Consider the following 12,597-nt stretch of genomic DNA (forward strand, 5'->3'; position numbering starts at 1 on the left):
ATGAGCACTGACGACACCACTGAGACGAGCACAGACACCGAAACCAGCTGTGGTGCGAGCGACGCTTCGAACACGGCCGAAACTGCGACTGACACCGAGCCCGGTTCGAAATGCGGAGCTTCGACCCCGGACGCCGAGGCCGACGGTGGCGTCACGAGCACAGCCGGAACGGCGACAGACGATGATGAGAGCACGTCGGTGTGTGGCGGGTCCACGTCGTCGTCCAGTTCCGGGTGCGGTAGCTCGAAAAAGTCGACGACCGACGAGAAGGTCGGTTCGACCGTCGATGACTTCGAGGCAGACCCCGGACGACTCATCGCAGTTGGCTTGGGTCCCGGACAGCCGGAGGGTATGACCCAGCGTGCCCGCGGGGCGCTGCTCGACTCGGAGCATATCGTTGGGTACACCACGTACGTCGAACTCCTGCCAGAGGAGATCACGGAGGCGGCAGAGGAACTGTACGACACGCCGATGTGTGGTGAGGTGTCTCGCACGGAGGAAGCGATTGACCGCGCGCTCGCCGGCAACGACGTCGCCATCATCGGGAGCGGCGATCCGAATGTGTACGCGCTGGCCGGTCTGGCGCTGGAGATTCTCGAGTCGAAGGGCGCGACCGCGAGTATGGTCGACTTCGAGGTCGTCCCAGGCGTCCCCGCTGCCCAGTCCTGTGGCGCGCGGTTGGGCGCACCCCTCGTGAACGACACAGTCAGTATCTCCCTATCGGACCACCTGACATCGATGCCGACTATCGAGTCGCGCCTCTACGCGGCCGCCAAGGAGGGGTTCACTATCGCGATCTACAACCCCTGGAGCCGCAAGCGGCGGGAGAACTTCCAGAAGTGCTGTGAGATTCTCATGGAGCATCGTGCACCAGACACGCCCGTTGGTGTCGTCCACGGTGCGGGACGCGACGACGAGGAGGTTGAGATCGTCGAACTCGGCGAGCTCGAGAACCTCGGCGAGACGGACCTCATCGACATGACGACGACGATCCTCGTCGGAAACGAGGAGACGTACGTCTGGGACGGTCGGATGGTGACGCCGCGGGGGTACGAGTCCAAGTATGACTACTGAGTATCAGGTGCGGCTCGACCGTGACGCCTGTGATGGCGTGTTCGCTTGTCTCGTCCGAGACGACCGCTTCGTCGAGGCCTCGGACGGGTTGGCGACCATCGACGAGGGCGACGACGGTAGTCATCAGGAACGCGACGTGAACGGAGAACAGCTCGTGACGTTCACCGACGATCGGCTGACGGCAGCCGAACAGGCGGCCCGCGCCTGCCCGATCGACGCGATTGAGGTACTGACGGAGGAAGATGATGAGTGACGCGAACCGACAATCCACGACGCCTGACCCGGTCGAGGATCTGCTCACCTCGACACCGGCCACGGCGTACTTCTGGGGACGCGTAGCCGGTGATGGCGAACTGACCCAGGACTGTGTGACCGTTCGGACGGCAGATGAGACGTCGGCCAACGCGCTTGCGGCGATCGCTGGCGCCGGTCGAACGGACCACGACCACCGAATCGCTGCCCGCGAGTCGTCGCACGACGCCTCGATCGTCCGGTTCGAAGACGAGTACAAGTTACAGGTATTTGGGATGCTGGCCGACCGTGCAAGTGCCGCGCTTGGTCTTCCTATCGACGGACAGCCGGGTGGATATCGGTTCGACACGTTCTCAGAGCACCGTCCACAGCTCGTTCGTGGATTACTCGAGGCCTGTGGCACTGTCTGTTTCCGTGAATCCTCGGGGTCGGTCGGTGTCTCGTTCGTCCACGACGATGAGGCCCTGCTTCGGACGGTTCAGTCGCTTCTCGCCGCCGCTGATCCCCACGTTCCGGCCGACGACCTCTCCGAGACGTCCTCGGGTGGCTACTGGTTCGGTCTGGGCGACGATGCGGACACGGCGGCGTTTGCACGATGGGTGTACGCCGACAGCGACGGGTCGGGACTGTACTCGACGGAGCGACGGCAGAAACTCCGCCGGAGCGTCGAACGTGCAACGGGTAGCGAGGTGGGCGAACTCTCCCAATGACCACGAACGCGAAAGCGACCTCGATCGGGCTCGACGACGAAGCGGTGCTGCTGGTCGGTCACGGATCTCGTCGCGAGAAGTCGAACGAACAGGTTCGCACGCTCGCCGCCGACCTGGAAGGACGACTCGGAGTCCCGGTCGACGCGGGGTTCCTCGAACTCGCGAAACCGTCGATTCCCGACGCCATCGCGGGCCTCGCCTCGAGTGTTTCGCGAATCACCGTCGTCCAGTTGTCGCTCTTCGCAGCCAGTCACGTCAAAAACGACGTACCACTGGCAGTCCAGAACGCCCGCTCGGAACACCCTGAGATCACAATCCATAACGGTGCACATCTTGGGGTACATCCCGCACTCGTGGATCTCCTTGACGATCGGGCCGCGGCTGTGGAAGCGGAGCTGGGTATCGACCGTGACGAAGCGGACGTCGCGGTCGTCCTCTGTGCCCGTGGCTCCAGCGATCCGGACGCGAACAGTGACGCACACAAACTCGCCCGGTTACTGTACGAGGGGAGCTCTTTCGATCGTGTCGAAACGTCGTTCATCGGTGTTACCGAGCCGCGCCTCGAGGAGACGCTCCACACGGTGGCGAAAACCCGTCCGGACGCCGTAGTGGTACTCCCGTACATGCTCGGGGACGGCGTACTTACCGGACGTATCCGCGACGGTGCCGCCGAGTTCGATGACGAATATCCGTACGTAGACGCTGGGGCCGGCGACCCGCTCGGGACCGACACTCGGCTCTTGGACGTGCTCGGAGATCGCTGGCAGGAAGCCCGGACGGACAGCGTGGATATGTCCTGCGACACCTGCAAATACAAGGTAGAACTCGACGGGTACGAGGAGGACGTCGGCGGCGCAAGAGCGATGCTTCGGGCGCTGACACACCAGGAATCCCACGCAGATCGTGACGACGTGGACGCCCAGCCCCACGCGCACGACGCACCGAAGAAACACGTCGCGGTCTGTACGAACCAGACCTGTGCCGCCGACGGTTCACCGGCCGTTCTGGAACAGTTGCGACAGGAGGCCCGTGACTCTGACGCCTGTGACGCCCGAATCACGCGTTCGTCGTGTCTCGGCCGCTGTGGCGACGGCCCCATGGTCGCCGTCTATCCCGACGGTGTCTGGTACGGGGATGTCGACCAGACCGACGCGGCGCGAATCGTTTCGTCCCACCTCGATCGGGACCGTATCGTCTCGGACCTCGTCGATCAAACACTGTAACCACAATCATGAGCTGCTACGAAATCGAAGCCCTACGACTCGGACTGATGAACGTGCTCGGGACTGACGACCGGAGCGCACGCGAACACGCGGAGACCGAACTTGAGGGTCATCTGGATGGGCCGATCGAGGCCCTGGCAAACGCGGAGACGTTTTCGGAGATCGAGCGCCACCTCGACGCGGCGCTCGTCGATCTCGAAGAGGAAATCGCCGCCACCGATTCAGACGACCCGGAGTACGGCTACATGCGTGGCCGACTGGTGGCCGTCCGCGACGCGGAGCGCGCCGTCCATCGACTGACCGACCAAGGCGAGAGCGTCCTTAGCGGGTTGGGTGAGGCACACGACGTTCTCCACGAGACCTTTCCCGTCGATGAGTAACGCCCTGCAACAGCGAGCGGTCGGACTCGGTGACGTACCGCCCGCTCGGTCTCGGCACGCGGGCAAACGGTCGGCAGTCACGTTGCTCGAGGAGCTGGTGGTCACTGGAACGGCCACCGGAGACGTGGTCGCTCACGACCGAACGACCCTTGACGAACGATGGCGCGGCGGAACGGAAACTGAGATGACATCTGTCGTAGCAGCGGAGCCATTCGGCGACGGTGTCGCGGTCGGCGAGCGCAGCCCTGGGGGAACGATCCGATTCTACGACCAGGAAACCGGCGAACTTCGATGGCAGTACGCCACAGCCACGGACCTCGGGGCACCACAGAAATCGTCTCGGTTCTTCCTTCCCTTCGTCGCAGATATCGAGACAGATGGAGATCGGTTGTACGTCGCGTCTCGGCGCTACGAGCGCGACGGTGACCGTCGATCGTTCACTAGTGTCGTCTACGCGTTCGACGAGGCGGGCGATGTCGTCTGGACGTACGATACCGATGCATCTCCGATCAGTCTCGATGTCGAAGACCGCCGCCTAGCCGTTGCGTACAATCGCTGTCCAGACACCCACCAGCATGGGTTGATCGTCCTCGATGCTGAAACGGGTTCCGTGCGATACGAGTGGGATCCCGGTACCGACGGCCAGCGACGTGTCGGTGACGTCTCGCTCGTCAAAGACGGCGTCGTGGTTGCTAGCCACGGCGACTACTGTGGCTACCGCCTCCACGACGGGGGTGCCGAACAGTGGTGTGTCGACCTTGGGACACCAACGGCGGTCGACGATGAAACATTGTACGCCTATCCAAACCATGTGCACGCGGCAGAGCACGGTGTGGTCTTCGTCACGGGGAACACGTATTCGACGGAGGGTCGCGAGACGGCGTCGCTACACCCCCACGAACACACTGCCCTCGGGTACACGTCGGACGGTGAGTGCGTCTGGACGGCCTCGGTCGGTGGCTTCGCGAGTGAACTCGGTGTCGGAGGTGACCGCGTGGCCGTACCCGGGGCCCAACACTTCCGGACGTGCGAGGCCGACGTCCACGGGCTCCGCCTGTTCGACGCGGCGACCGGCCCCGAGACGAGCCTCGAAACCGACGGCGTCGTTACGGCGGTCGCGCTCAATGGCGATGCGTTCGTCACCGTGGAGGAGCCCGTCGTCTACCACGATGAGGGGACGGAACGGGGGACCTACCGGCTACACCTTGGAACGCCTCCGTGACAGTTAGCCATTGGAGGTGGATTCCGGCCGCGAGTCAGCCTTCGGTGTCTTGACGGGGTCCCACCGACCGTCGTGAACCAACTCGTCTCGGGCGATGCGGTCGCGCCAGCCCTCCCGTTGGAGCACCGGTTCGTCGGGGAAGCCGTTCTCGGGGTAGCCGACGCAGAGATAGGCAACGGGTCGAACGTGGTGCGGAATGTTCAGGACGTCCCGAAGTTCGTGGGGGTAGAGGAAGGAGACCCACCCGACACCGACTCCCTCCGCGCGAGCGGCCAGCCAGAGGTTCTGTACCGCGAGACACGTGGAGTAGACGTCCATCTCCTGCATCGTGTTCCGCCCGAGGACGTGCGGTGCGTCGCGGGTCGGGTCGCAGGTGACACAGACGTTCACCGGTGCGTCGGTGATTCCCTCCAGTTTTAGCTCGCCGAACTCCGAGCGTCGGGGTTCCCGATACCCCTCTCGGGCGGCGGCGGTCGCCCGTTCGGCGATCTCCGCGACTGAGACTTTCGTCGCGTCGTCCTGGATAACGATGAAGTCCCACGGCTGGGAGAACCCGACGCTCGGTGCGTGGTGTGCTGCGCCCAGAACCCGCTTTAGTACCGCCTCGGAGACGCGCTCGTCGCGGAACCGCCTGATATCTCGGCGTGCGTAGATGGCACTGTAAACGGCTTCCCGTTCGTCCGCTCCAAATTCAACCATACTTGAGATACTGAATAGGTGTTTGTATATCGGTTGGGGGATCGTCCCGATTGGCATCTCATCGAGGAACGTCGCCGAGTTCCTGTGAGCGACCGAACTTTTTTAATGCCGTCAACCAACAACAAACTCGTGGTTTACGAGACCGACAACACGACGATAGCCGACGCCGTCGAGCGGGTACTGGCAGGCGAGCGATTGGATCGCCGTGACGGGCTAGCCCTCATCGCACAGCCGGTCGGGGAGCTCGCGGCCGCCGCCGACTACGTCCGCGCGCAGTTCGGTGACGACACGGTCGACGCCTGCTCAATCGTGAACGCGAAAGCGGGCAACTGTGCGGAGGACTGTGGCTTCTGTGCCCAGTCCGTCCACTTCGACGCCGGCATCGAGACGTACGGGTTTCTCAACCCCGAAGAGATACTCGAAGCGGCGAAACGGGCCGAGCGCGACGGTGCCCAGCGCTTCGGCATCGTCGTCGCCGAGAAAGGCGTCTCCAAAGAACGACGACCCGACGAGTGGCAGGAGGTGCTCCGGGCTATCCGCCTCGTTCGCGACGAGACCGACGTCGAGGTGGATGCATCGCTCGGCATCCTCACGGAGACAGAAGCCCAGATCCTCGCCAACGAGGGGATTAACCACTACAATCACAACATCGAGACCTCCCCTCGGTTCTTCCCGGAGATTGTTGGGACTCACTCCTTCGAGGACCGTGTCGAGACCCTGGAGATTGCCAAAGCGGCCGGGATGGACCTCTGTGCCGGCGTTATCCTCGGCATGGGTGAGACGCCGACGGACCGCGTGGACGCCGCTATCGCCCTGCAGGAGATCGGTGTCTCCTCGCTCCCGGTGAACGTCCTCAACCCGATCGAGGGGACGTCGCTGGGCGACCGACTCGGTGAAGACGCCGCAATCTCCACCGACGAGATCATCAGAACCATCGCAGTCTATCGGTTGCTCCACCCCCACGCGCGGGTGCGGCTCACGGGCGGCCGCGAGGTCAACCTCGGGACGGACGAACAGCACCTGCCGTTCGAGGCGGGAGCCGACGGCATCCTGACCGGCGACTACCTCACCACGTCGGGGCAGTCCCCCGGTGACGACATCGAGGTGATGGAGCGGGCCGGGATGGAGCCGAACATGGCCGTCCACGAGTTCGATACGGAGGCCGTCAAGGCGCGGGCGATACGGGAACGCAGGACGATAAAAACGGCAGCAGGATCGGCGGTAAGCAACGCGGAACTAGAGGAGTAACATGCACGAAAGCAACTTCGCAGTGCTCGGTACCGGCGGTATCGGTCGACGAATGCTCGAGGTCTCGACGGAGAAGGCGGGGCTGACGCCCGTCGCAGCGTGTGACCGTCACGGAGTCGCCATCGACCACGACGGCCTCGACGTGGAAGAGCTGCTCGCGGCGACGGAAGGGAACATCGCGAGCGACCCCGAGGGGCGCGACGTAACCACGGACGGCGGGTCGGCGTCCACCCGGGGTAGTGGCGTCAAGCAGACCGGCCAGGACGCGGGAGTCGTCGCATCCGCACAGGCGACCGCCACGGAAACGCCGATCGACGACGTCATCGCGGAGAGCGACCGGATCGACGCGGTGCTCATCGCGCTCCCGAACTTCGAGCACGACTTCATCCCGCGGGTGGCCGACCGCTTCGCGGACGCAGACTACTCCGGTGTCCTCGTCGACGTGCTCAAACGCTCCCGAGTCATCGGGATGCTCGACGAGCGCGCGGATACCTTCCGAGAGCGAGGGATCACGTTTGTCTGCGGTGCCGGTGCCACGCCCGGCTTGCTCACCGGCGCAGCGGCCATCGCGGCCCAGTCGTTCGTTGAGGTCGAGGCGGTTGATATCTGGTGGGGTGTCGGACTCAAATCCGGTTACGAGGACAACCGCGGCACCGTCCGCGAGGACATCGCCCATCTGCCGGGGTACGATATCGAGGACGCCCGTAAGATGAGCGACGAGGAGATCGCGGCGGTCATCGACGAGCACGACGGCGTCATCGAGTTCCAGGACATGGAGCACGCCGACGACGTACTCCTAGAGCGCGCTGGCATCTGCGACGCCGCGGACGTAACGGTCGGCGGTATCCTTGACGTGACCGCCGACGAGAAGCCCACGACGACGACCGTGCGTGTCACGGGTCGGACGTTCGATGGGGAGACAGCGACGAACACCTTCCAGCTCGGCGACGATACGAGCATGGAGGCCAACGTCAACGGGCCGGCCCTGGGCTACATGAAAGCGGCCCTCCGCCGTAATCGCGCCGGCGAGTACGGGGTGTTCGGTCCCGCCGAGCTAATGCCGGGGTTCTAGATGCGCCGCGAACCGGACCTTGGTTCGGATGCCGACGCGGGCCGGAGCCGAGGACATGGGTTCGACCTCGCGGCCCGGCTCGCCGCGCGGGAGCGACGGGGGCTCAGGCGGAACCTCACTCCGGCCGAACGGGTCGCCGCGCGCACTCGCGTGGCTCCCGATCCGAAGGGGGGAGTACCCGACTTCGACAGCCGGGAGCAACTGGTGTTCGCCGCGAACGACTACCTCGGCCTCGCAGCCGACGAGCGCGTACAGGCGGCGGCAGCCGATGCGTCTCGCCAGACCGGGTCCGGTGCCGGTGCGAGTCGGCTCGTGACCGGTGACACACGAACACATCGCGCCCTCGAACGCGATATCGCCGAGACGAAGGAGACGGCGCGCGCGCTCGTGTTCTCGTCGGGGTACGCGACGAACCTCGGGGTGCTCTCGGCACTGGCTCCGGACCTCATCTTCTCCGACGAACTGAACCACGCAAGCATCATCGACGGCTGTCGCCTCGCCGACGCGGAGACGCGGGTGTACGACCACTGCGACCCCGACGATCTTCGTGCAATGCTCGACCGACGCGCCCACGAGACGACCGGGGACGAATCGTGGCTGGTCGTCACTGACTCCGTATTTAGCATGGATGGTGACGTGGCTCCCCTCGAGGAGCTCTGTGCCGCCGCCGAAGAGTACGGCGCGTGGCTGATGGTTGACGAGGCGCACGCGACCGGCCTATACGAGGCAGGCGGCGGTATCGTCCAGCGCGAGGGGCTCGCCAACCGCGTCCACGTGCAGATGGGGACGCTTTCGAAGGCGCTCGCGAGCCAGGGCGGGTACGTCGCTGGCAGTGAGATGTTGATCGAGCATCTGCTTAACACCGCCCGCTCATTCATCTTCTCCACGGGTCTCACGCCGCCGGCCGCGGCGGCTGCCCACAAAGCGTTCCAGATCGCTCGCGATGGCGACCGGCCGGCGCGGCTCTGGGCGAACGTCGAGCGACTGCGCGACGGACTCGAGGAACTGGGCTACGAGGTGTGGGGCGAGACTCAGATCCTGCCCGTTGTCGTCGGCGAGCGGGAGACCACAATGACACTCGCCGAGCGGCTCCGCGAGCGGAACATCATCGCGCCGGGGATTCGACCGCCGACGGTCCCCGAGGGAACCAGCCGTATCCGGGTGGCACCGATGGCGACGCACACGGACGAGGAGATTGACCGCTGTCTGGCGGCCTTTCGCGATGCCGGCCGTACTCTCGATCTGCTATGATCGAGGATTTCGCGGTCGTTGGGACGGACACGGGCGTCGGCAAGACCATCGTCACCGCAGGACTGGTCGGAAATCTCCGCGAGGCCGGTGTCGTCGCTCGCGCCGTCAAACCCTGCCAGACCGGCTTCCCCCCGGACGACGACGCGGGGTTCGTCGCCGAAGTCTGTGGGACGGCCGCCGCCGCGACCTGTCTCCGCCGGCTGGAGGAGCCGCTGGCTCCCGAAGTTGCTGCCGAAAAAGCAGACCGCACCCTCTCCTACGGAACGCTACTGACGGACTGTGAACGGGCGCTGGCCGACGCGGCGTGTGGCGTCCTCGAGGGCGTCGGTGGACTCCGTGTGCCACTAGCCGAGGGACGGGAGGTAATCGACCTCGTGGCCGACCTCGAGCTCCCCGCCGTGGTTGTCGCCCGGTCGGGGTTGGGGACCCTGAACCACACGACGCTGACCGTCGATGCGCTTCACGAGCGCGGAATCCCCGTCCGCGGTGTCGTTCTCAACGAGTACGAGGAGGCCACCGTTGCCGAACGGACGAATCCAGCCATGCTCGAACGAATGCTTGACGTGCCGGTCGAGACGCTCCCACCACTGGACCTGACGGACCCAACGGCCGTTGTCAGTGGTACGGCGGAACTCCTCTCGGAGTCGCTGATCGGGGACACCAGATAGCGTAGCGGCCCGGGCCGCCAAACCGGTTGCTCCACGGCCCGGCGACCGGAATCAGTCGTCCGCGTGTGACTCCGGTGTAAACGTGACCCCATCAATCTCGATTTTTTCGGGAACGCGACTGGTGTCGTGTGTTCCTACCGGTGGGAGGTTCACGTCGGCAGCGACCGAGACGGACAAGTCCGTTTCGTCGTCGATTGCAGACATCTCGCCACCCGCGTTACGGGCGTCTTGGTCGATACGCATCGAACAGAACTCGACGCCACACATCGAGCAGAACCGTGCGTCCTTGTAGTTGTCACCCGGCAACGTCTGGTCGTGAGATGTTTGTGCTCGTTCCGGGTCGAGAGCGAGTTCGAACTGCCGGCGCCAGTCGAACTCGTACCGCGCCTCAGAGAGCGCATCGTCCCAGTCCCGCGCGCCGGGGAGGCCAGTCGCGACGTCCGCCGCGTGCGCCGCGATTCGATATGCCGCAAGGCCGTCACGAACGTCGTCTTTGTCCGGCAGACCGAGGTGCTCTTTGGGCGTAACGTAACAGAGCATCGCTGCACCCGCACGAGCGGCTTCCGTCGCGCCGATTGCGCTGGTGACGTGGTCGTATCCTGGCGCAACGTCCGTCACAAGTGGTCCGAGCACGTAGAACGGTGCGCCGTCACAGACTTCCTGTTGCCGCTCGACGTTGTCCTCGATTTCGTCCATCGGAACGTGACCAGGTCCTTCGACCATCACCTGCACACCGTGCTCCCATGCGGTCCGCGTGAGTTCACCGAGTGTCTCGAGTTCGGCGAACTGCGCTTCATCGCTGGCGTCGGCCAGACAGCCAGGGCGGAGGCCGTCGCCAAGTGAGAACGTCACGTCGTGCTCAGCGAAGAGTTCACAGATCTCCTCAAATTTCGTGTACAGTGGATTCTGCATCCCGTTTTCTTCGATCCATTGGGCCAAGATAGACCCTCCCCGCGAGACGATACCCGTTTTGCGACCGTCTGTCAGCGGCAGGTGCTCCATGAGCACGCCCGCGTGGATGGTCATGTAGTCGACCCCCTGTTCGGCCTGCTTTTCGATGATGTCGAGAAGGAGTTCGTGCGTGATCTCGGCAGGACTTTCGGCCCGCTTGATGGCCTCGTAAATCGGAACCGTTCCGATGGGAACGGGTGAATGTTCGACGTTGGCTTCACGAATCTCGTCGAGGTCGTCGCCCGTCGAGAGATCCATCACCGTGTCGGCGCCGTAGTGGACTGCTGTGTGGAGCTTCTGAAGCTCCCCCTGAAGGGTGCTGGTCGTGTCGCTGTTCCCGATGTTAGCGTTGACCTTCGTGGAGAACTCTTTTCCGATGATCATCGGGTCGAGAGACTCGTGAGCGTAGTTGTTCGGGATCACTGCCTGGCCATCCGCAACCTGTTCACGGACGACCTCTGGCTTTCGATTCTCTCGTTCTGCCACACGTCGCATGGCAGCGGTTATCTTTCCGGACTTGGCGTGCTGAAGCTGGGTTCGTGCCACGTATTATTCAGTGATACTACTGAGTTATAAATCTCGGGTAGAGGGAGCAACGACCCCTATCGAAAGTGTAGAAATTTCATTGATTATGATTCTCGACCTTGACCATAAAATACGGAGAAAGGTCGCGAGGCGTAGGTCAGGGTTCGACCGTCTTTTCGTCGGCGCTCTCGTGCTCATCATCTATCTTGACCCCCAGCCGTGAGCCGTCGACGCCGAACTCATCTTCGAGTAGTTTCGGAACCTCTGCTGGGCTCACATCCGAATACCATCGATTGCGTGGATGAATCACAATCGCCGTTCCCTCGGCGCTACACAGTCCGAGACAGCTTGTCTCTGCGACGTGGACGCGCGACCAGAAGATGTCCCGTTCACGCAGCCACGATTTCACCGTCTCGTACACGTCTCGACCGTGTGCCTCCGCACAGCAGGCATACTCCGAGTCCCGGTCGTTCGTACAGACCAGTACGTGGTCCGAGAACCCGTTCTCCTGAACGTCTTCGGTACGGTGTTTCATCAGTCTGCGGTTACTGTCGAGTCAGAGAGTGCTCTCGCCGCCTCGGCGGCCTGCTCGTCCATCGAGCGTCGACGGAGTTGGGCGTGGCTCCACGCGAGTAAGAGCCAGAGCAACGCTTGGCCGAATACAATCATCCCTACTAGTCCGGTCGCCAGTTCGGAAGGGAGTGAGCTCTCTACGGAGTTTACCGGCGAAAAAACGGCCGGAATCGCGAGCAGGCCGAAGGGAAGCGTCGCGAAGACGGCGGCTGTAAGCCGTCCGCGCACGTCCCGGAGTCGACTGTACGCGAACCCCGCCAGCAGGCAGACGAGCGCACCGGCAACCATCATCCCTCCATAGAGGATGAGACGAGTATCAGTGGGGAGCGCTTGTTCGACCCCCGGTGGCTGTGGCGGAAGCACGAGCCACGGCGACCCGGAGACAGTGATGAAGCCAGCAGCGGCCAAGAGATAGCTCTTCGTCCCACCGGTTCCCGGGATCGCGGGTTCGAGAAGGTAGTAGACGATGCCGAAGACCACTCCTCCCAGAAGTACGCCCCAGAGAACACCGGAGACGACACTTACCCCGTTCGTAACTGCCATCGAGATGGCGCTATCGTGATGCTCGCCGGTCTCTTCGTGATGCTCACTAGCCCCTTCGTGGTGTTCACCGACAGCGTGGTCACCATGCCCGAGTTCGTCGGCGAAGACGACGAGCGGATTAGCGACGAGTGCCATGAGCAAGCCGAAAACTACCCCGGCAATCACGCCAGCCTTCACTCCCTGTGTTAGATACGTAGTGAGCATAG

Annotated in this window: 14 protein-coding genes; 10 read left to right on the top strand and 4 right to left on the bottom strand. The window is 63.7% G+C overall.

Annotated features, from left to right (window positions below; translation table 11 throughout):
* From cobJ to EOHIBHHM_RS20940, 6 genes are read left to right on the top strand one after another with little or no spacing between them, the layout of a single operon-like run.
* Window positions 1-1,074 carry a precorrin-3B C(17)-methyltransferase gene (gene cobJ / locus EOHIBHHM_RS20915; RefSeq protein WP_497257591.1) on the top strand — a complete coding sequence of 358 codons (1,074 nt, stop codon included), beginning with the start codon at window positions 1-3 and terminating at the stop codon, window positions 1,072-1,074.
* A complete protein-coding gene (locus EOHIBHHM_RS20920; protein WP_497257593.1) occupies window positions 1,064-1,327 on the top strand; it encodes a ferredoxin in 264 nt (87 codons plus the stop codon). Before cobJ ends, EOHIBHHM_RS20920 begins: the two co-directional genes overlap by 11 nt.
* Window positions 1,320-2,036, top strand: coding sequence for a cobalamin biosynthesis protein (locus EOHIBHHM_RS20925; protein ID WP_497257595.1), 717 nt, complete (start codon window positions 1,320-1,322; stop codon window positions 2,034-2,036). Before EOHIBHHM_RS20920 ends, EOHIBHHM_RS20925 begins: the two co-directional genes overlap by 8 nt.
* Entirely contained in the window at window positions 2,033-3,259 is a 1,227-nt protein-coding gene (locus EOHIBHHM_RS20930) for a CbiX/SirB N-terminal domain-containing protein (protein ID WP_497257597.1), read from the top strand. The genes EOHIBHHM_RS20925 and EOHIBHHM_RS20930 overlap by 4 nt, the downstream gene beginning before the upstream one ends.
* An 8-nt stretch (window positions 3,260-3,267) precedes the next feature.
* The gene (locus EOHIBHHM_RS20935) at window positions 3,268-3,639 is read left to right on the top strand and encodes a DUF3209 family protein (RefSeq protein WP_497257599.1); all 372 of its coding nucleotides are present in this window, start codon (window positions 3,268-3,270) and stop codon (window positions 3,637-3,639) included.
* Window positions 3,632-4,861, top strand: coding sequence for an outer membrane protein assembly factor BamB family protein (locus EOHIBHHM_RS20940; RefSeq protein WP_497257601.1), 1,230 nt, complete (start codon window positions 3,632-3,634; stop codon window positions 4,859-4,861). Before EOHIBHHM_RS20935 ends, EOHIBHHM_RS20940 begins: the two co-directional genes overlap by 8 nt.
* 3 nt (window positions 4,862-4,864) lie before the next feature.
* Here EOHIBHHM_RS20940 and bluB read toward each other — a convergent pair whose 3' ends face one another.
* Window positions 4,865-5,560 carry a 5,6-dimethylbenzimidazole synthase gene (bluB, locus tag EOHIBHHM_RS20945; protein WP_497257603.1) on the bottom strand — a complete coding sequence of 232 codons (696 nt, stop codon included), beginning with the start codon at window positions 5,558-5,560 and terminating at the stop codon, window positions 4,865-4,867.
* A gap of 129 nt (window positions 5,561-5,689) precedes the next feature.
* Between bluB and bioB the strand changes: the two genes are divergently transcribed.
* The 4 genes from bioB to bioD are packed head-to-tail and all read left to right on the top strand — an operon-like array spanning window position 5,690 to window position 9,799.
* Window positions 5,690-6,808: a biotin synthase BioB gene (gene bioB / locus EOHIBHHM_RS20950; protein WP_497257605.1), complete on the top strand. Its 1,119-nt coding sequence runs from the start codon at window positions 5,690-5,692 to the stop codon at window positions 6,806-6,808.
* 1 nt (window position 6,809) lies between these two features.
* Entirely contained in the window at window positions 6,810-7,880 is a 1,071-nt protein-coding gene (gene bioU / locus EOHIBHHM_RS20955) for a (S)-8-amino-7-oxononanoate synthase BioU (RefSeq protein ID WP_497257607.1), read from the top strand.
* Window positions 7,881-9,131: an aminotransferase class I/II-fold pyridoxal phosphate-dependent enzyme gene (locus tag EOHIBHHM_RS20960; protein ID WP_497257609.1), complete on the top strand. Its 1,251-nt coding sequence runs from the start codon at window positions 7,881-7,883 to the stop codon at window positions 9,129-9,131.
* On the top strand, window positions 9,128-9,799 hold the full coding sequence (gene bioD, locus EOHIBHHM_RS20965; RefSeq protein WP_497257611.1) for a dethiobiotin synthase: 672 nt from the start codon (window positions 9,128-9,130) through the stop codon (window positions 9,797-9,799). Before EOHIBHHM_RS20960 ends, bioD begins: the two co-directional genes overlap by 4 nt.
* Before the next feature lie 51 nt (window positions 9,800-9,850).
* On the opposite strand, the gene thiC is transcribed toward bioD, so the two are convergent.
* From thiC to EOHIBHHM_RS20980, 3 genes are all read right to left on the bottom strand, one after another.
* Window positions 9,851-11,296, bottom strand: a complete 1,446-nt coding sequence (gene thiC / locus EOHIBHHM_RS20970) for a phosphomethylpyrimidine synthase ThiC (protein ID WP_497257613.1) — start codon at window positions 11,294-11,296, stop codon at window positions 9,851-9,853.
* 136 nt (window positions 11,297-11,432) lie between these two features.
* Entirely contained in the window at window positions 11,433-11,810 is a 378-nt protein-coding gene (locus EOHIBHHM_RS20975) for a (2Fe-2S) ferredoxin domain-containing protein (RefSeq protein WP_497257615.1), read from the bottom strand.
* Window positions 11,810-12,595: a CbtA family protein gene (locus tag EOHIBHHM_RS20980; protein WP_497257617.1), complete on the bottom strand. Its 786-nt coding sequence runs from the start codon at window positions 12,593-12,595 to the stop codon at window positions 11,810-11,812. The genes EOHIBHHM_RS20975 and EOHIBHHM_RS20980 overlap by 1 nt, the downstream gene beginning before the upstream one ends.
* Between the last annotated feature and the right edge of the window lie 2 nt (window positions 12,596-12,597).

It is taken from the genome of Halogranum roseipondis (assembly GCF_059695585.1).

What these genes read in the sequence shown, in the direction of transcription:
- EOHIBHHM_RS20920 (WP_497257593.1), top strand. Translation starts at nt 1,064, where the DNA reads ATGACTACTGAGTATCAGGTGCGGCTCGACCGTGACGCCTGTGATGGC.
- EOHIBHHM_RS20960 (WP_497257609.1), top strand. Translation starts at nt 7,881, where the DNA reads ATGCGCCGCGAACCGGACCTTGGTTCGGATGCCGACGCGGGCCGGAGC.
- bluB (WP_497257603.1), bottom strand. Translation starts at nt 5,560, where the DNA reads ATGGTTGAATTTGGAGCGGACGAACGGGAAGCCGTTTACAGTGCCATC.
- EOHIBHHM_RS20975 (WP_497257615.1), bottom strand. Translation starts at nt 11,810, where the DNA reads ATGAAACACCGTACCGAAGACGTTCAGGAGAACGGGTTCTCGGACCAC.
- EOHIBHHM_RS20925 (WP_497257595.1), top strand. Translation starts at nt 1,320, where the DNA reads ATGAGTGACGCGAACCGACAATCCACGACGCCTGACCCGGTCGAGGAT.
- EOHIBHHM_RS20940 (WP_497257601.1), top strand. Translation starts at nt 3,632, where the DNA reads ATGAGTAACGCCCTGCAACAGCGAGCGGTCGGACTCGGTGACGTACCG.
- bioD (WP_497257611.1), top strand. Translation starts at nt 9,128, where the DNA reads ATGATCGAGGATTTCGCGGTCGTTGGGACGGACACGGGCGTCGGCAAG.
- cobJ (WP_497257591.1), top strand. Translation starts at nt 1, where the DNA reads ATGAGCACTGACGACACCACTGAGACGAGCACAGACACCGAAACCAGC.
- EOHIBHHM_RS20930 (WP_497257597.1), top strand. Translation starts at nt 2,033, where the DNA reads ATGACCACGAACGCGAAAGCGACCTCGATCGGGCTCGACGACGAAGCG.
- bioU (WP_497257607.1), top strand. Translation starts at nt 6,810, where the DNA reads ATGCACGAAAGCAACTTCGCAGTGCTCGGTACCGGCGGTATCGGTCGA.
- EOHIBHHM_RS20935 (WP_497257599.1), top strand. Translation starts at nt 3,268, where the DNA reads ATGAGCTGCTACGAAATCGAAGCCCTACGACTCGGACTGATGAACGTG.
- EOHIBHHM_RS20980 (WP_497257617.1), bottom strand. Translation starts at nt 12,595, where the DNA reads ATGCTCACTACGTATCTAACACAGGGAGTGAAGGCTGGCGTGATTGCC.